The organism is Caulobacter sp. (assembly GCF_017744445.1).
Classification (GTDB): domain Bacteria; phylum Pseudomonadota; class Alphaproteobacteria; order Caulobacterales; family Caulobacteraceae; genus Caulobacter.
This window is the reverse complement of record NZ_JAGIBH010000012.1, coordinates 122436-140886: the sequence shown is the minus strand read 5'-3', so window position 1 is coordinate 140886 and position 18451 is coordinate 122436. Positions and strand designations below refer to the sequence as shown.

The 18451-nt window shown below is 66.5% G+C and carries 16 protein-coding genes; 12 read left to right on the top strand and 4 right to left on the bottom strand.

Annotated elements, in window-relative coordinates; genetic code table 11:
* Positions 1 to 25 precede the first annotated feature (25 nt).
* Complete coding sequence (locus J7528_RS18005; RefSeq protein ID WP_291877167.1) at positions 26 to 1333, bottom strand: M28 family metallopeptidase; 1308 nt, start codon at positions 1331 to 1333, stop codon at positions 26 to 28.
* A gap of 362 nt (positions 1334 to 1695) precedes the next feature.
* Between J7528_RS18005 and abc-f the strand changes: the two genes are divergently transcribed.
* The 9 genes from abc-f (at position 1696) to J7528_RS17960 (ending at position 12750) form a co-directional block, all read left to right on the top strand.
* On the top strand, positions 1696 to 3324 hold the full coding sequence (abc-f, locus tag J7528_RS18000) for a ribosomal protection-like ABC-F family protein (RefSeq protein ID WP_291877166.1): 1629 nt from the start codon (positions 1696 to 1698) through the stop codon (positions 3322 to 3324).
* Between the two features lie 245 nt (positions 3325 to 3569).
* Positions 3570 to 5987: a TonB-dependent receptor gene (locus tag J7528_RS17995; protein ID WP_291877163.1), complete on the top strand. Its 2418-nt coding sequence runs from the start codon at positions 3570 to 3572 to the stop codon at positions 5985 to 5987.
* A 62-nt stretch (positions 5988 to 6049) separates the two neighbouring features.
* A complete protein-coding gene (locus J7528_RS17990) occupies positions 6050 to 7354 on the top strand; it encodes an MFS transporter (protein WP_291877160.1) in 1305 nt (434 codons plus the stop codon).
* Between the two features lie 21 nt (positions 7355 to 7375).
* A complete protein-coding gene (locus tag J7528_RS17985; RefSeq protein WP_291877156.1) occupies positions 7376 to 8440 on the top strand; it encodes an LLM class flavin-dependent oxidoreductase in 1065 nt (354 codons plus the stop codon).
* Between the two features lie 5 nt (positions 8441 to 8445).
* A complete protein-coding gene (locus J7528_RS17980) occupies positions 8446 to 9081 on the top strand; it encodes a cysteine hydrolase (RefSeq protein ID WP_291877153.1) in 636 nt (211 codons plus the stop codon).
* Between the two features lie 2 nt (positions 9082 to 9083).
* Positions 9084 to 10469: a peptidase M20 gene (locus tag J7528_RS17975; RefSeq protein WP_291877151.1), complete on the top strand. Its 1386-nt coding sequence runs from the start codon at positions 9084 to 9086 to the stop codon at positions 10467 to 10469.
* Complete coding sequence (locus J7528_RS17970; RefSeq protein ID WP_291877149.1) at positions 10469 to 10963, top strand: flavin reductase family protein; 495 nt, start codon at positions 10469 to 10471, stop codon at positions 10961 to 10963. Before J7528_RS17975 ends, J7528_RS17970 begins: the two co-directional genes overlap by 1 nt.
* Before the next feature lie 15 nt (positions 10964 to 10978).
* Entirely contained in the window at positions 10979 to 11791 is an 813-nt protein-coding gene (locus J7528_RS17965) for a TauD/TfdA family dioxygenase (protein ID WP_291877146.1), read from the top strand.
* A gap of 140 nt (positions 11792 to 11931) precedes the next feature.
* Complete coding sequence (locus J7528_RS17960; protein WP_291877144.1) at positions 11932 to 12750, top strand: NAD(P)-dependent oxidoreductase; 819 nt, start codon at positions 11932 to 11934, stop codon at positions 12748 to 12750.
* Here the strand turns inward: J7528_RS17960 and J7528_RS17955 are convergent, their stop codons facing one another.
* The 3 genes from J7528_RS17955 to J7528_RS17945 all read right to left on the bottom strand — a co-directional run bounded on the left by J7528_RS17955 (position 12751) and on the right by J7528_RS17945 (position 15080).
* A complete protein-coding gene (locus J7528_RS17955; RefSeq protein ID WP_291877143.1) occupies positions 12751 to 13236 on the bottom strand; it encodes a VOC family protein in 486 nt (161 codons plus the stop codon).
* 17 nt (positions 13237 to 13253) lie between these two features.
* Positions 13254 to 14072, bottom strand: a complete 819-nt coding sequence (locus tag J7528_RS17950) for an oxidoreductase (RefSeq protein WP_291877142.1) — start codon at positions 14070 to 14072, stop codon at positions 13254 to 13256.
* A gap of 150 nt (positions 14073 to 14222) precedes the next feature.
* Complete coding sequence (locus tag J7528_RS17945; protein WP_291877140.1) at positions 14223 to 15080, bottom strand: TauD/TfdA family dioxygenase; 858 nt, start codon at positions 15078 to 15080, stop codon at positions 14223 to 14225.
* A 273-nt stretch (positions 15081 to 15353) separates the two neighbouring features.
* Between J7528_RS17945 and J7528_RS17940 the strand changes: the two genes are divergently transcribed.
* From J7528_RS17940 to J7528_RS17930, 3 genes are read left to right on the top strand one after another with little or no spacing between them, the layout of a single operon-like run.
* Positions 15354 to 16577: an SRPBCC family protein gene (locus tag J7528_RS17940; RefSeq protein ID WP_291877139.1), complete on the top strand. Its 1224-nt coding sequence runs from the start codon at positions 15354 to 15356 to the stop codon at positions 16575 to 16577.
* Positions 16574 to 17362, top strand: a complete 789-nt coding sequence (gene ygiD / locus J7528_RS17935) for a 4,5-DOPA dioxygenase extradiol (RefSeq protein WP_291877136.1) — start codon at positions 16574 to 16576, stop codon at positions 17360 to 17362. Before J7528_RS17940 ends, ygiD begins: the two co-directional genes overlap by 4 nt.
* A 9-nt stretch (positions 17363 to 17371) precedes the next feature.
* Positions 17372 to 18448 carry an acetamidase/formamidase family protein gene (locus tag J7528_RS17930; protein ID WP_291877134.1) on the top strand — a complete coding sequence of 359 codons (1077 nt, stop codon included), beginning with the start codon at positions 17372 to 17374 and terminating at the stop codon, positions 18446 to 18448.
* Positions 18449 to 18451: the final 3 nt, after the last annotated feature.

Genomic DNA, 18451 nt, shown 5'->3' with positions numbered 1-18451 from the left:
TTCAATCTTTTTGGTTGTCAGGCGCTTAGCGCGGAGGGCGCGGGGCGCGTCCGCCGAAGGTGACGATGCTGTCAGCGCCCGTGGACGACAGCGCCGAGACGCCGAAGAAGGTGTCGTCGACGTTTACGTTCTTGAGCAGCAGCTCAGTCGCATCAGCTGGAACGTCGCGATGATCGGTCCAGTCCTGCTTGTCGTTGCGACGCCAGTGGACCCGGTAGCCGGCCGCGCCGGGTGCGGCGGTCCAGGACACGGTCGTGTCGCTGCCCAGGGCGCCGCGCAGCAGCACCTGATCCGGCGCGGCCGGGGCGGCCGCGAGGCGCGCGATGGTCCCGACGTTCACCGCCGTCACCTTGGCCAGATACGGGAAGTCCATCTTGTCGACGGTGTCGCCATATTCGACGCCATCGGCGGTGCGCAGGTCCTGGTGCTGCTGGTTGTAGTTCTCGATGGCCACCGAGAAGCGGACCGCCGGATAGCCCAACTTCAGGAAGGGCTCATGGTCGCCGCCGCGGCCGAAGCGATCGGGACGGCGGTCCACGAAGACGTCCAGACCGCCAGGAATGCTCTCGCCGACATGGTCGATGGCCTTGGCCAGCGCGCGGCTGGGGCCGTCATCCTCGCCGCCGTTGCCGCGGCGGGTCAGCTGCTCGGGCGCGCCTTCGCTGGCCCGGATGCCTTCCGAGAACACCCGCACCCGGTCGGCGACGCGCGTGCCGTTCTGGCCGACCGTGTTGCCGACGATGTCGTTGTTCAGCACGGCGGTGACTTTCCAACCCCGTTCCTTGGCCGTGTCGGCCAGCAGGGTCCCGCCTAGCAGACCCTGTTCCTCGCCCGAGAGCGCGGCATAGACGATGGTGGCGTCGAACTTCTGGCCCGACAGCAGTCGCGCGGCTTCCAGCACCAGCGCCACGCCCGAGGCGTCGTCGTTGGCGCCCGGCGCGTCGCTGGTGAAATTCATGACGTCGGTCACGCGGCTGTCGATGTGACCCTGCACGATCACCACGCGGTTCGGATCGCGGCCCGGCTGGATGGCCAGGACGTCCACGACATTCACGCCCTTGGGCGCACGGTCATTGGTGAACACGCGCTCGATGGTGGAGATCTGCAGGCAGTCGCCGCACTTCGCGCCGGTCCGCTTCATCTCTTCGGCGAACCAGCGCCGCGCCGCGCCGATGCCGCGCGTCGGGTGATCGGGATCGGACAGCGTATGCCGCGTGCCGAAGCTGACCAGCTTGGTGACGTCAGCCTTGAGCCGGGCCGGATCGGGCGCCTTTTGAGCAGACGCGACTGTAGGCAGCAACAGAGCCGCCAGAACCATGGACGAGATACGCACAACTTCCCCTTCGTTTTCCGGTGAACCGGTTTGATCGCCCAAGGCAACACCAGCCCCGGTGTCGTCGTCATCTGATACGCGGCATTTCTCCCTACGCACCGTGACCACGCTTGAGCGCGGATGACTCTAGGGTCTGGCCGACGCCGAGCCCACGCCCGACGCCTTCCGTGCCCCAGAAGGTTGCGAGCTTGAGTTAAGGGCGCCTTGTATAGCGCTGGCAACGCCCAAATTTCGCCCTGACGTTGCGGTGGGCGTGTCTCTCGAAGACCAAGCCCCTAGGAAGCGAGTCGTTGTGACCCGCGCCTGGAATTGATGCTCTCTAAGGCTGGCGTTCCGCGTCCGCTCGGGCTAGCAGACCGCCCATGATCCGCCTCGACAACATCTCCAAGCAGAACGGCCACCAGATCCTGTTCATCGAAGCCTCGATGGGCATCCAGAAGGGTGAGAAGGTCGGGCTGGTCGGCCCGAACGGCGCCGGCAAGACGACCCTCTTCCGCATGGTCACCGGTCAGGAGCAGCCCGATGACGGCCTGGTCACGATCGATCCCGGCATGAAGATCGGCTACTTCAGCCAGGACGTCGGCGAGATGTCGGGTCAGAGCGCGGTCGCCGCGGTGATGGACGGCGTCGGTCCCGTCAGCGCGCTGGCCGCCGAGATGGCCACGCTGGAAGCGGACATGGTCGATCCCGACAAGGCTGACCAGCTTGACGCCATCATGGAACGCTACGGCGAGGTGCTGGAGCGCTTCCAGGAGCTGGACGGTTATGCGCTGGAGGCCCGCGCGCGCGAAGTGCTGGCGGGCCTGAGCTTCAGCCAGGAACGCATGGACGGCGATGTCGGCATGCTGTCTGGCGGCTGGAAGATGCGCGTGGCGTTGGCCCGCATCCTGCTGATGCGTCCCGACGGCATGCTGCTGGACGAACCGTCCAACCACTTGGATCTGGAAAGCCTGATCTGGCTTGAGGCCTTCCTCAAGAACTACGACGGCGCGTTGCTGATGACGTCGCACGACCGCGCCTTCATGAACCGCATCATCGGCAAGGTGGTCGAGATCGACGCCGGCTCGCTGATCACCTATTCGGGCGCCTTGGACTTCTACGACCAGCAGCGCGCGCTCAGCGAAGCCCAGCGTCAGGCGCAGTACGAACGCCAGCAGGCGATGCTGGCCAAGGAAATCAAGTTCATCGAGAAGTTCAAGGCGCGCGCCTCGCACGCCGCCCAGGTTCAGAGCCGGGTCAAGAAGCTCGACAAGATCGAACGCGTCGAGGCTCCGCGTCGTCGCCAGACGGTGCAGTTCGAGTTCCAGAGCCCGCCGCGTTCAGGCGAGGACGTGATCAGCCTGCGGGGCATCCACAAGGGCTATGGCGACAAGCCGATCTATGACGGCCTGGACTTCCTGGTGCGCCGCAAGGAGCGCTGGTGCGTTCTGGGCGCCAACGGGGCCGGCAAGTCGACGCTGCTGAAGCTGGTGGCCGGCGACACCAAGCCTGACAAGGGCGCGGTCCATATCGGGGCCAGCGTGAAGATGGGCTATTTCGCCCAGCATTCGATGGACCTGCTGGACGGCGAAGAGACGATCTTCGAATCCCTGGAGCGCTCGTTCCCGCAGGCGGGGCAGGGGGCGCTGCGCACTCTGGCGGGGTGCTTTGGCTTCTCCGGCGACGATGTCGAAAAGCCCTGCCGCGTGCTGTCCGGCGGCGAGAAGGCGCGTCTGGTCATGGCCAAGATGTTGTTTGATCCGCCCAATCTGTTGGTGCTGGACGAGCCGACCAACCACTTGGACATGGTCACCAAGGAGATGCTGGTCGCGGCCCTGGCGGATTTCGAGGGCACCATGCTCTTCGTCTCGCACGACCGCCACTTCTTGGGCGCCCTGTCGAACCGCGTGCTGGAGCTGACCCCCGAGGGCTTCCACCAGTACGGCGGCGGTTACACCGAGTATGTCGCCCGTACCGGCCAGGAGGCGCCCGGTCTGCATCCGGGCGGGTAGAGCGGGTCCCCTCAGAGGGGGCACCTTTGGGCCGCCTCTGGTTCGCTCTGAAGCAAGTTTCGATGGCGCCGCGCCGCTTTCGCGGTCGCCAATGGCTCAACATGCGTGCGGCGGGGACATTTTGAGTGAAATGTCAGTCGCCGCTGCTCGCCGCCGGGCCTGAGCGGCGGATGATCAGTCCCGAGGCGTCGACCTGGGGATAACCGCCGCAGGCGGTGGGCGCGACGGCCTCGGATGAGGACCGCATGTCGACCTATCGACTTTTGATGGCGGGTTGTTCCGCCCTAGTCCTGCTGGCGCACTCGCAGGCTGCTTTCGCTGACGACACCACCACGCCGCCGTCCGACACGGTCGACGAGGTCGTGGTCAAGGCGCGCGACAAGGCTGGGCTGATCGAGAAGCAGCCTAACAACACCGTCTTCGGCATCGACAAGCCGCTGCTGGAGACGCCGCGCTCGGCCAGCTTCGTCAGCGACGTGACGCTGCAACGCTACGGCATCGAGACGATCGACGGCCTGACCGCCGTTTCGCCCGGCACCTACACGGCCAGCTTCTACGGCGTGCCCGGCGCGCTGAACATTCGCGGCACCCTGGCCGAGAACTACTTCCGCGGCTTCAAGCGCATCGAGAACCGGGGCACCTATTCGACCCCGATCGGCGCGGCCGACCAGATCCAGATCGTGCGCGGTCCGCCAACCCCGATCTACGGCTCGGGCAAGGTGGGCGGCATGCTCAACTTCATTCCGAAGTCGGGCAAGAACGAGGGTGGTTACCTGACCGAGCCGACCGGCGAAGTCACCCTGACCTACGGCTCGTACAACAAGAAGAACGCCACGGCCCAGCTGGGCCTGCCGGCCAACTTCGGTTCGATCACCGGCGGCGTCTATCTGTACGGCGAGGTCGAGGACAGCCACAGCTACTACAAGGGCATCTATCCGCGTCGCCAGACGCTGGAGGCCTCGTCGGATTTCGACCTGGGCAACGGCTGGACCACGGCGTTCGGCGGCATGTACTACCACTCGGACGGCGACGTTCAGACGCCCGGCTGGAACCGCCTGACCCAGGACCTGATCGACAACCGGACCTACATCACCGGTCGCGACACCACGCTGAAGGACACCGACGGCAACGGCCGCCTGACGCCGAACGAGATCGGCTTCTATCCGTACTCCAGCGCCATGTACCTGGCCTATTACGGCTTCCCGGACAGCAACGCCTTGCACACGCTGGACGTCGGTGTCGGCACGACCAAGCTGAACCCGCGCAACGTCTATATCAGCGGCGCCGACTTCTCGAAGACCAACACCAACACCTTCTATTTCGACCTGGCCAAGGAGCTGTCGCCCGACAGCGCCCTGAAGCTGCAGCTGTTCTACGACGACCAGGAGAACAAGCGCTTCGTCAGCTACGGCTATCCGGCCTGGTTCGACAGCAAGGTGTGGGAAGCGCGCGCGACCTACAACTTCGCCTATGACGTGGGGGCCATCACCTCCAAGTCGTTCGTCGGGGCCTCGTACCGCAGCTTCGAGGGCCGTCGCCGCGAGAGCTACAACAGCGGCCTGATCGCCCTGGATCGTCGCGACATCAGCTTCGGCGCCACGCCGACCGACATCATCGACAGCCCGTTCTCGACCGAGACCGGCGCGGGCGTGCAAGGCCTGCTCTGGGAGAACGACAACAAGAGCACGTGGCAGCAGGCCGGCGTCTTCGCCATGACCGACATCATGGTCGGCGAGAAGCTGAACCTGATGCTGGGCGGCCGCTACGACGACTACGACGTTAAGTCGAACGACACGGGCTATCTCAGCTACCAGATCGCCGGCCAGCAAAAGGCCAGCAAGGGTAAGTTCACCTACAGCGCCAGCGCGACCTACAAGGCGCCGGCGGGCATCATGCCCTACATCACCTACGCCAAGGCTTCGGCCCTGGAGATGAGCCAGGCGGGTGACATCGCGCCGGGCCTGGTGGCCGACGCCAGCGACGCTTGGCTGTCCAACAGCGATCTGGCCGAGGCCGGCGTCAAGTTCCAATGGCTGAAGGGCACGCTGGTCGGCTCGCTGGCGGGCTATCGCCAGAACCGCACCCAGCTGACCGGCATCACCGGCACCCCGACCGGCACCCGCGCCAAGGGCGTGGAGCTGGAAGTGCGCTGGCTCGCCAGCGAGAACTTCAGCTTCACCTTCTCGGGCAATACCCAGCACACGACGGTGAAGGGGCCCGACAACTCGTTCCAGTACATCCCGGCCTATACCGCCGGCGTGCCGGGCGCTCAGGCCTATGGCGGCACCTATGTCGTCTGGGCGTTCAGCAGCCTGCCGGGCCGCGCGGGCGACTACGACTACACCCTGATCCCCAAGTCGGTGGTCAGCCTGTACGGCGCCTATACCAGCGACGAGCATAAGTGGGGCAAGGCCGGCGGCACTCTGGGCGTGACCCACGTGACCAAGACGGCCGGCACAGTCCAGAACGCCGTGACCTATCCCGCCTACTGGGTGGCCAGCGGCAGCGTCTACTACGAGTTCGGTCCGTACACGGCCACGCTCAACGTCGATAACCTGTTCGACAAGCTCTACTTCACACCCGACGCCGACAGCTACGCCAACCTCGGCGCGCTGCCCAGCAAGGGCCGTGAGTGGCGCCTGACCCTGTCCCGTAAATTCTAGTTCCCCCGCGCGGCGCGCCCCGCGAGGGACGCGCCGCGAGCTTGCATGGAGGCTCGATGGCGATGTCGACGATCCAATGGCGCTCCTGGACCCTCCTGGGCGCTCTTTCCCTGTTGTTGTTCCTGATCACGGCCTCGACGTTCTCGTCGCTGGGCGTGGTCCTGCCGGCCATGATCAAGGACCAGCAGTGGAGCTTCGCCTCGGCCTTCCTGGGCTTCACCCTGCTGGGCGCGTTCTGCGGCGGCTCGTCGTGGCTGCCGGCGCTGCTGATCCGCAAGATCGGCGTGCGGGCCACGATCGTCGCCGGCTCGGCCGTGATGATCGCGGGCTTCCTGTGCCTGACGACAGCGCAAGGGCTGCCGGTCTATCTGACGGGTACAGCCTTGCTGGGCATCGGCTACCAGATGATGGCGCTGATCCCGGGCACGCACCTCCTGTCGATGCTGTTCAAGAAGCGGGCGCTGCCCTTCGGGATCTATTTCACGATCGGCTCGCTGGGCGGGGTCGTCGGCCCCTGGATGGCCCTGGTCGGCATGGAGATGGCCGGCGGCGCCTGGCGGCCGTACTGGGCCTGGCAGGCGGTCGCCTCGGCCGTTGTCGGCGCCCTGGCCGCGGCCCTGGTCGGCGGCAAGGCGTGGCTGGAAAGCGCGGCGGTCGAGACCGACAAGGCGGTAGCTGAAGACGCCGCCGCACAACCGGCGAACGCTCGCGTCTACCGCACACAGGTCGACTGGACGATCAAGGAGGCGATCCGCACCCCGCAGTTCTATGTGATCGTCGCGGCCTATTTCGCTCACCTGCTGGGCGGCGTCACCGCCGTCAGCCTGGCGCCCAGCCACTTCAGCGAGATGGGCGTGGTCTCGGCCGTGGCGGTCGCCGCGCTGAGCCTGGAATCCCTGATGCAGGTCGTGGCTCGGATGGGCGGCGGCCTCCTGGGCGATCGCATCGACCCGCGCTGGCTGCTGGCCGGCGCGCAAGGGATGATGGCCGTGGGCCTGCTGGCCCTGGCCAATGCCGCGACCTGGCCGATGATGGTGATCTTCGCGCTGGGTGTGGGCGTCGGCTTTGGCATGACCGTGCTGGCGGTCAGCATCCTGCTGCTCAACTACTACGGCCGGAAGAACAATCTCGAGCTCTTCTCGATGGTCTGCCTGGCCGGCGCCGTCTCGGCCCTCGGGCCGGTGATCGGCGGCGTGATGCGCGACCGCCTGGGCGGCTTTGCACCCACCTTCCAGGTCTTCGCCGCCGTGATCGGCGTGATCTTCGTGGCGGCGCTATTCATGCGTCCGCCGCGCAAGGCCACCGAGGAAACCACGACCGCGCCGGTCCCGGCGCCCACGCCCGTCCTGCTGCGCGACGCGGCCTAAGACAGTTCAGGGAGTAACGCCATGTTCCACCGTCCTTCCCAGCACAAGGATTTCGGGGTGTTCCTGCCGGTCGCCAACGGCGGCTGGATCATCTCCAAGACCGCGCCGGTCCTCGACGGCCTTTATGAAACCAACCGCGCGGCGGCCGTGAAGGCCGATGAGGTCGGCATGGATTTCGTCATGTCGATGGGCAAGTTCCGCGGCTTCGGCGGCGAGACCGACCACTGGGGCACAGCCCTGGAGTCCGTCACCATGATGGCCGGCATCGCCGAGGCCACCAAGAACGTGAAGATCTGGGCGACCATCCATCCGCTGCTGCAGAACCCGGCCGTGGCGGCCAAGATGATCGCCACCCTGGACCACATCAGCGGCGGCCGCGCGGGCCTCAACATCGTGGCCGGCGCCTATCGCGGCGAGTTCGACCAGATGGGCGCGTGGGACGACAGCCTGACTCACGACGACCGCTACGCCCTGACCGAGGAATGGACCACGATCGTCAAGCGGCTGTGGTCGGAGGACAGCGTCGACTTCGACGGCAAGTACTTCCAGATGAAGGACTGCCAGTCCAAGCCCAAGCCGATGTCCAAGCCGCGCCCGGACCTGGTCTGCGCCGGCATGAGCGACCGGGGCTTCCAGTTCTCGGTGCGCGAGGCCGACATCTGCTTCATCGGCGGCCGCACGCCCGACGAGCGTCGCGACGCCTCGTTGCGCGCCAAGCAGGCCGCCGAGGGCATGGGCAAGACCATCAAGACCTTCGCCATGTGCACCGTCGTCCATGGCGACACGGATGCGGACGCGCAGGCCAAGGTCGAGCACTACAAGGACGGCGCCGACATGGGCGCGATCCTGGCCATGCTGGAAAGCTGGGGCGTGCCGGCCGAGAAGCTCTCGACCGTCGCCAAGGCCCAGGGCGCGTTCATGACCCACACCGTGGTCGGCTCGCCCAAAACCTGCAGCGCGCAGATCGAGGAGTATCTGCGCTACTGCGAGCTGGATGGCCTGATGATGATCTTCCCCGACTATGTCGAGGGCCTGACCATGTTCGGGGCCGAGATCCTGCCGGGTTTGCGCGCGGTGTTCTCGTGAATGCCATGACGTTGGAGCGTGACGGCCTGGCGACCTGGATCGCGCCATCGCGGACGGCGGTCCTGGTCATCGACATCCAGGTTGACTTCGCCTCGCCGGACGGTGCGCTGGGCGCCTATGTCGACATGGCCGCGGTGCGGCCCGCCGTGACCGCCGCCGAGCGCATGGTCGAGGCCGCGCGTGGGGCAGGGGTCCCAGTGATCTTCGTTGGCCTGTTCACGACGCCCGAGACCGACTCCCCCAGCTGGAAGGAGCGCATGCGTCGTCGCGGCGGCGATCCCGATAATGAGAGCGCTCTCTGCCGTGAGGGCGAGGTCGGCTCGGACTTCTACGGCCCCAAGCCGCTGCCCGACGAGCTGGTGGTGAAGAAGGTCCGCTACAGCGGCTTTGTCGGCACCAACCTGGATGCGCGCCTGAACGCCCTGGGCGTCGACACCCTGGTGGTGGCGGGCCTGACCACCGAGTGCTGCGTCGACAGCACCGTCCGCGACGCCTTCAGCCTGGACTACCACGTGTTTGTCGCCGCCGACGCCTGCGCCGCCTACGAGCCCGAGATCCACGCCGCCTCGCTGAAGGTGATGGAACTGAACAGCGCGATCCTGACCGACACGGCCGCGATCGCGCACGCCTGGAGCGCCTGATCATGGCCGATGGATTTCCGAACCTGGGCGGAGCCGCCCCCTACACGGTCACCGAAGCCGACCGCGCGGCGATCGCCGCCGCCATCGACGAGACCGAGATCGTCGAGCTGGCCCTGACCCTGGGCAATATTCCCGCGCCTTCGGGCAAGGAACTGGAGGTCGCCAACTACGTCCACGACTGGATGGCCCGTGAAGGCTTTTCGCCGCGCAAGGTGGGGGCCACGCCCGAGCGGCCCAACGTCATCGGCACGCACGGCGGCAAGGACGTGGGCAAGAACCTGCTGTTCACCGCCCACCTCGACACCGAGGCGCCGACCTGGAACCCCGACCTCGACAGCTACAAGTACAGCGCCGAGACCCTGGCCAATCCCGAGTGGGAGAAGTGCTGGCTGGAGGACGGCAAACTCTACGGCTACCCGATCGCCAATGACCGCGGTCCGATGAGCTGCTTCCTGATCGCGGCCAAGGCGCTGAAGAAGGCCGGCTATGAGCTGGCCGGGAAGATGTACCTGACCGCCTGTCCGGGCGAGATCGGCCCCGAGCCGATCGAGGAACACCGGGGCGTCGCCTACATGGGCAAGGACATCGGGGCCCACTACCTGTTCCACCACGGCGGCGTCGCTCCCGACTACGCCATCGCCGCCGAGGGCTGCGACTTTGGCCTGACCTGGGTCGGCTGCGGCTATGCCGTATTCCGCTTTCAGGTCTGGGGCGAGGGGGTCTTCACCCCGCTGCTGGAGCACCCGGCGACGGCGGACCAGCACCCCAACCCGATCTACAAGCTGGGCAAGCTGACCGAGGCGATCCACGCCTGGAGCGGCGAGTACGAGAAGAAGAGCCGCTACGACAGCCCGGGCGGCGTCGCCCAGCCCAAGTCGCAGATCGGCTCGGTACGCGGCGGCATTCCGTTCGCCTTCGGGGCGGGGACCGAGCTGGTGAACCTCTATCTGGAGGTCGGCCTGACGCCCAAACAGCGCGTGGCCGACATCCAGCATTCGCTGGAGGCCATGGTGCGCGAGGCGGGCCTGGGCCGCATCGACATCGAGCCCGTTGTGGTGCGCCACGGCTTCGAGGCCGACGCCGCCGAGGTGGCGCCGCTGGTCGGGGCCGTGGACGTCGCCACCCAGCTGGGCCTGGGCCATCCGGTCGCTTTGGCCAATCCGGTCTATTCCAGCATGTGGCGCGACCACAACGTCTTCAACATGCACCGGATTCCGGCGATCACGACCGGCTTCCGCCGCTGGCGTCCGACGCCCAAGGACCTGGTCGACAGCGCCCTGATCTACGCCCTGACGGCCCTGGCCATCTGTGGCCGCGCCAGCCCGGACGAGAGCGCCAGGCGCCCGGCCTCGGCGGTCTATCCCGACAACCCGTTCGGGAACGAGTGATGAGCGCCGCGCCTCAAGTCCACGCGCCCGAACCGGCGGACTTCCGCAAGGCCATGGGCAGCTTCGCCGCCGGCGTGACGGTGGTCACCGCCTGCCATGACGGCCGGCTGGTCGGCACGACGGTCAGCGCCTTCAGCTCGGTGTCGATGGACCCGCCGCTGGTCATGGTCTGCCTCAAGCGCGACAGCCGCACCCTGGCGGCGCTGAGTCAGGCGCGGACCTTCTGCGTCAACATCCTGGCGCAGGAGCAGGGCGACCTGGCCTACCGCTTCGCCAAGAGCGGGGCCGACGACCGCTTTGCCCTGACCGCCGTCGAGGCCGGCGTCTGCGGCGCGCCGCTGCTGGCCGATTGCGTGGCGGCGGTCGAGTGCGAACTGCATGCCGCCCACGACGGCGGCGATCACGAAATCCTGGTCGGACGCGTCCGGCGCGTCGTGACCGACGAAACCAAGACGCCGCTCGTCTATGTGCGCGGCGGCTTCCTGAACGCTTAGTTGGAGTTGCGCCGCATGGCCTATGACGTGCTCGACGTGAAGCCCATGACCCGCCGGATCGGCGCGGAGATCTTCGGCGTCGACCTTGGGCAGCCCCTCTCGAACCGCCAGTTCGAAGAGATCCACCAAGCCCTGACCCAGTACCAGGTGATCTTCTTCCGCGATCAGGAGATGTCGCACGACGCCCACAAGGACTTTGGCCGCAAGTTCGGGGACCTGGCCATCCATTCGGGCGTGCCGGGCCTGCCTGATCATCCCGAGATCGTGGCCATCCATGCCGACGCCAATTCCAAGTTCGTGGCCGGCGAGAACTGGCACTCGGACCTGACCTGCGATCCCGAGCCGCCGCTGGGCAGCATCCTCTACATGAAGGTCCTGCCCGACGATGGCGGCGACACCTGTTTCGCCAGCATGTACTGGGCCTACGACACCCTGTCGGACCGGATGAAGACCTATCTGGAAGGCCTGCACGCGGTGCACGACGCCAACCCGGTCTACAAGGCGATCTTTCCGGACATCGACCGCAAATACAATTGCTCGACCCATCCGATCGTGCGCACCCATCCGGTCAGCGGCCGCAAGAGCCTGTTCGTCAATCCGTCCTACACGACCCACATCGCGGGCGTGTCCAAGGCCGAGAGCCGCGCAATCCTGGAGTTCCTGTACCAGCACGCCAGCAATCCGGACTTCCAGGTGCGCTTCCGCTGGAAGCAGAACTCGGTGGCCTTCTGGGACAACCGTTGCACCTGGCACCAGGCGATATGGGACTATTTCCCCGACACGCGGACGGGCTTCCGGGTGACGGTCGCTGGCGACAAGCCGGTTTGATCAACAGCCGTTTCCCCGGCGAAAGCCGGGGCCTAGATCGAACCCACAGACGCCTGATGCGCTGACAACGGCGCATCTCGGATCATCCCAAGAGGCTCAGGCTGGATCTGGGCCCCGGCTTTCGCCGGGGAAACGGGAATATGTTGAGCGATCTTAGAATTCTTCTCCTCGGCGCCGCCGGCGGCATCGGAGACGCGATCCGCCAGGGCCTGCGCGGCCGCTATGACCTGATGCGGCTGGCCGACATCGCGCCTCTGGCGCCGGCGAGGGCAGGGGAGGAAACGCTGGCCGTCGACCTTCTGGATCTGCCCGGCCTGACAGCGGCCATGGCGGGGATCGATTGCGTGGTCCATATGGCTGGCGTGCCGGTCGAGCCCGAGGACAACGCCTGGGAACAGGTGCTGCCGGCGAACATCATTGGCGTCCATAACCTGTTCGAGGCGGCGCGGCTCGCTGGCGTAAAGCGGGTGCTCTTCGCCTCGTCGCACCACGCAGCGGGCTTCCATCAGCGCGCGACGCCGACGCCCGAGACGCTGGTCCCGCGCCCCGACAGCTACTACGGCGTCAGCAAGGTGTTCGGCGAGGCCATGGGTCGGATGTACGCCGACAAGTTCGGCTTGCAGGTGCTGTCCCTGCGCATCGGCGCCTATCGTGAGCGGCCGTCCGATCCGCGTCAGCTGGCGGTGTGGGTCAGCCCGCGCGACATGGTCGAACTGGTCCGGTGCGGGATCGAGGCGCCCGACTTCGGCTATGCCTCCGTCTACGGTGTCTCCGCCAACACGCGGAACTTCTGGGACAATTCAGCCGTCGCTTTCCTGGGCTATGCCCCGCGCGACAATGCCGAGGACTGGGCGGCCGAGGTGATGGCCGGGCCGCCCGAGGATCCGATCGCCGCCCCGTTTCAGGGCGGCTGGTACTGCGCTAAGGACTTCGTCGGTGAGCCTTCGCGCGTCGACTGACTATTCGCGCGTGAAGTCCGCCGGGATTTGCGGATCAGGACCCGCCTTGCCCCACAGCACGATCTCGTTGCCCCACGGGTCGCGGAAGGCGTGGTTGTAGCCGTTGAATTCCTTCCAGTAGTGGTTCTTCCAGAGGATCGTCGCGCCCAGTTCCTCAGCGGTCCCCAGGATGCGGTCGGCGCTGTCGTCGTCGCTGATCAGCACCCAGATGCGCGGCTTGCGGCCTTCGGTGCTGAGCGCGCGGGGCTCTACGCCTTCGGGCTCGGGGTGGGGACGCGCGTTGGCGGCCTTGAAGATCCCCAGGTGCAGGTTGCCGATCTGGCTGTCCGTCCCATCGGGCTGCTTGAAGAACCCCCCCGGCACCATGCGATGATAGACGCCTTCCGGGCGGGCGTCGTTCTGCCAGCCGAACACCTTGGCGTAGAAGTCGCCGGCTTTGGACGGGTCTTCGGAGGCCAGGTCGACGAAGATCAGGGTGTTGGTCACGTGAGGTCGCTCGCGGTTCAAAAGCCGATGGAGAGGGAGAGGTCTTTCCAGGTCTCGATGTCGGTCGACAGGCCCTGGGCGGCGTAGCCGGCGTACTTCAGGGCGTCCTCGCCCAGCAGCAGGTGCATCGGCGGGCTCTCGGCGTCGGCGATCGTCAGGATCGCCTGAGCCGCCTTGGCCGGGTCGCCGGGCTCCTGGCCGGCGTGGTCGGCCATGATCCGCTCGGCGTCGCGGGCCAGACCGTCATAGTCGGCCAGCTTGGTCGCCACGATGGTCTTGGAGCCCTGGGCGAAGTCGGTGCGCATGCCGCCGGGGGCGACGTTGATCACCTTGATCCCTAGCTCGGCGACCTCTTGCGCCAGGGTCTGGGTCAGGCCCTCCAGCGCCCACTTGCTGGCGCAGTAGACACCGGTGCCGGCCCAGACCGCCAGGCCCGAGACCGAGGTGATGTTGATGATCCGTCCCGCACGACGGGCGCGCATAGCGGGCAGGGCGGCCTTCAGCACCGCCAGCGGGCCGAAGACATTGGTCTCGAACTGCGCGCGGACCTCGTCCAGCGAGGCTTCTTCGACAGCGCCGACCAGGCCGTAGCCGGCGTTGTTGACCAGGACGTCGATCGTTCCGGTCACGCTCTTGGCCTTGGCGACGGCGGCCTTCACCGCCGTCTCGTCGGTGACATCAAGGATCACGGCACGACCGCCTAGCGCCTCGAACGCGGTCGCGGCTTCCGGCTTGCGCACCGTGCCGATGACGGTATCGCCACGCGCCATCGCCGCCAGCGCGATCTGGCGCCCCAGGCCGGCGGAAACGCCAGTGATGAACCAAGTCTTCGCCATGCGCGGTTCCAAATTCACAAACTCCGTCTTCCCGGCGAAAGCCGGGATCCAGATCCACCCCCAGCATTAACCAGCACGGGCGCGGTCCAGCCTTATGATCTGGGCCCCGGCCTTCGCCGGGGAGACGGCCATTTAGGGAGGCGGGTGAAGTCAGAAGGGCTTGTCGCCCTTCACCCACAGGCGGTGCATCGTCCGGATGTACTTGGTGTCGTCGTACAGCGTGCCGGTGTGCAGGGTGCAGCGGTTGTCCCACATCAGCAGATCGCCGACGCGCCACTTGTGGCGATAGACGAATTCGTCCTGGGTCATGAACTCCACGAGTTCGTCCAGCAGAGCCAGGCCCGCCGGACCGGGCATGCCGATCACCTCGGTGACCGTGCCGGTCGAGGGCCACAGCGCCTTGCGGCCGTCCGCCGGATGGGTGCGGATCAGCGGGTGCTCGACGTCGGGATTGGCCGCCTCCAGCTCGGGCGACAGGTTCTGCTGCTGGCCAAACTGCCGGGTGGCCATGAAGTGCTTGTAGCTGTGGTGCAGCCGCAGCTTTTCCAGCATGGCCTGCTTGTCGGCGGGCAGGGCGTTCCAGGCGGCGCAGCCGTCGGCCAGCAGGGTGTCGGAGCCTTCCTCCGGAACCTCGACCGCATAGAGCATGGTCAGCATGACCGGCTCGGGCTTGTAGCTGTAGTCGGTGTGCCAGCCGACCCCATCGTTGTGGGCTCCTATCGGCTTTCCGTCCACGACGCGGTTAGAGAGGATGAAGATCTTCGGATAGCCCGGCAGGGTGAAGCGGGTCTGGGTGTGATCCTCGGCGTCGCCGAAGCGGCCGATGAAGCGCATCAGATCATCGGGCGTCATCTTCTGGTCGCGCAGGGCGATGGCGCCGTGGCGATGGAAGGTGTCCACGACCTGATCCAGGGCCGCGTCGGGGGCCGAGGCCAGGTCGATGCCGGAGATCTCGGCCCCGAAGCCCGGCTTCAGATCCTTGATGGCGATGTCGGCGGTCAGCGTCATGGCGTCCTCCGTGGGCGATATCCACGATTAAGAGCCTAGGCGCAGCGATGACGCCGGTCTTGTCTCAGCGCGCACGACAGCTTTCTCGGCGGCGCGGTGAGTGACCGTGACTTGGGCGCCGCAAGCGTCATCCAGGCGCCGGACGCCTGCAAATCCGGCGGCGGGCCTCGAAGGGCGCGCGACGACCAACTCTTCGTGCGCGCTGAGGCAAGACCGTTCCACGGTGCGCTCCTAGCGTGATGGTCGACATCCGACCTTTCAGAGCGCTTCACGATGAACCCGCGCCCGCCATTCCTCAGCGACGCTTTCTTCGACGGCCTTTCACGCTCGATGCTGGGCGTCGAGGCCGCCGAGACCTTGCCGCCCGCCTGCTACACCGACGCCGACTTCTACGAGTTCGAGAAGGAGGCGCTGTTCAATCACGAATGGCTGTGCGTGGGCCGCGTCGACTGGGTGAAGGAGCCCGGCGACTTCTTCACGACCAAGATCATCGGCGAGCCGATCATCGTCACGCGTAACCGCGACAACGAGATCAAGGCGATGTCGGCGGTCTGCCAGCACCGCGCCATGCTGGTGGCCGAGGGCCGGGGCAATACGCGCGGCTTCGTCTGCCCCTATCACCACTGGGTCTATTCCCTGAACGGCGACCTGGTGAACGCCCCGGCCATGGAGCGCACCTGCGACTTCAACAAGAAAGCGGTGAAGCTGCCGACCTTCAAGGTCGAGGTCTGGCTGGGCTTCATCTTCATCAATTTCGACTCCGAGGCCGCGTCGCTGGCGCCGCGCCTGACGGCGGTCGAGGCGGCCGTGGCCAATTATGACCTCGCCAATGCCGACGGCCTGTCGCCGCCGATGACCGGCCAGTTCGCCTGGAACTGGAAGGTCATGTTCGAGAACAACAACGACGGCTACCACGCCAGCAAGCTGCATCGCGGGCCGCTGCACGACTTCATCCCCAGTGAGCTGTGCAGCTTCCCGGAAGCCGGGGAGGGGGACGCCGGTTTCCTGCGCTACAACGGCACACTGCACGCCGACGCCAGCTTCAACCCGACCCAGAAGGCCGTGCTACCGATCTTCCCGAACCTGACGGACGAAGACCGTAACCGCGCCACCTTCGCCAACATCCCGCCGACGCTGTCGCTGGTGATGACCAGCGACATGGTCATCTACCTGATCCTGCGGCCCACGGGTCCCGAGACCATGGAGCAGGACACCGGCATCCTGGTGGCGCCGGGCGCGACCGAAAGCTCCGGTTTCGAGGAGCGCCTCGAGATGATCATGACCTCGGCCGGCAAGATCATCGCTCAAGACATGCATGTCGACGAACTGGTCCAGCAGGGCCTGCGCTCACGCTTCGCCATCCGTGGTCGCTACTCCTGGCAGGAGGGCGCGCAGGTGCAGTTCAATCGCTGGCTCGCGCCTCGATACCAACAGACCTGGGCGGCGATGAAGGCCGGTAGCGCGCCGGCGCCCGCCAATTCGGAGGCCGCCGCATGAGCCGCTTGCCCGTCATCTTCTTTGGTCACGGCAGCCCGATGATCGCGCTGGAGACCAACGACACCACGCGGACCTGGAAGGCCATGGGCGACGCCGTCGGCAAGCCCAAGGCGATCCTGTGCGTCTCGGCCCACTGGCTGACGCGCGGCATTGCCGTCACCGCCATGACCAAGCCTCGGACCATCCACGACTTCGGAGCTTCCTTCCCCAAGGCCTTGTTCGATCAGCAATATCCCGCGCCCGGCTCGCCCGAATTGGCGGCGCGGGTGGCTCAGGTCCTGGCGCCGACGCCCGTGAAGCTGGACGACAACGGCTGGGGCCTGGATCACGGGACCTGGTCGGTGCTGGGCAAGGCGTTTCCGGACGCCGACGTGCCGGTGGTGCAGCTCAGCATGGACGCCACCAAGCCGCCGGCCTGGCACTTCGAGATCGGCCAGCGCCTGGCTCCGTTGCGGGATGAAGGCGTGCTGATCGTCGGCACCGGCAACATCGTCCACAACCTGCCGGCCATGGACTGGGGCGATCGCCACTGCGCGCCCTACGACTGGTCGCAGCGGTTCAACGACTACATCAAGACCGCCATCGCCGAGGACGCCCCCCAGCGCGCCGTCGACTTCGAGAGCCAGGGGCAGGACGCCAAACGTTCGGTGCCGACGCCCGACCACTATTGGCCGCTGCTGTACGTGCTGGGCGCGCGCCTGCCAGGCGACGTCGCCGCCTTCGCCCCCGACCATATCGAGCACGGCTCGCTGAGCATGACCTCGGTCACGCTCGCTAGCGCCTGAGGACATCCGATGCCTTTCATCTGCGAACCCGGCCAGACCCGTGAGGACATCGTTCCCGGCGCGCTGCACTGCCTGAAGGCCACGCCCCAGACCGTGCACTGGGGCTATTTCGATCCCTCGACCAAACCTTCGCTGCGAATCAAGAGCGGCGACCTGGTCCAGGCCGAGGCCATCACCCACCACGCCGGCGACGCGCCCGAGCTGATGATGGACGAAGCGATCACCCGGATCTTCAAGGAGATCCCCGAGGACGACCGCAACCCCGGCGTCCACATCATGACCGGCCCTATCTATGTCGAGGACGCCAAGCCCGGCGACGTGCTGGAAGTGCGCTACCTGCGCATGGTCCCGCGCAACAACTACGGCTCCAACCTCGCGGCCAACTGGGGCTATCTCTACAAGGAGTTCGGCGAGAAGGAGCGGGTGACGATCTACGAGCTGGACGCCAACACCAACACCGCCAGCGCCCTCTATGCCTATGACTTCGAGGGCAAATACCTGATCCCGGGCACGATCACGAACTGCCCGGAATGTGATCGCCAACCGGCCCTGAAGGGCGTGCGGATTCCGGCCCGTCCACACCTGGGCACCGCCGGCGTGGCGCCGGCCGTCAACGGGCGGATCAGCACCATTCCGCCCGGCGAGCACGGCGGCAATATCGACAACTGGCGCATCGGGGCGGGGGCCACGATGTACTACACGGTGCAGGTCGAGGGCGGCCTGTTCTCGATCGGTGACCCTCACGTCAGCCAGGGCGACGGCGAGCTGTCGGGCACGGCCATCGAAAGCTCGCTGAACGTCCTGATGCAGATCGTACTGCGCAAGGACATCCAGACCCCGGGACCGCTGCTGGAGACGCCCAAGTGGTGGATCGTCCACGGATTCAACGAAGATCTGAACCTGGCCATGCGCGACGCCTCGACCAAGATGCTGAGCCTGCTCAGCGACCAGGTCGGTCTGTCCAAGAACGACGCCTATTCGCTGATGAGCGTCGCGGCCGACTTCGGCGTCACCCAGGTGGTCGACGGCACGCAAGGCTGCCACGTGCGCATCCCGCGCGACATCTTCCCCAAGATGAAGGAATAGGAC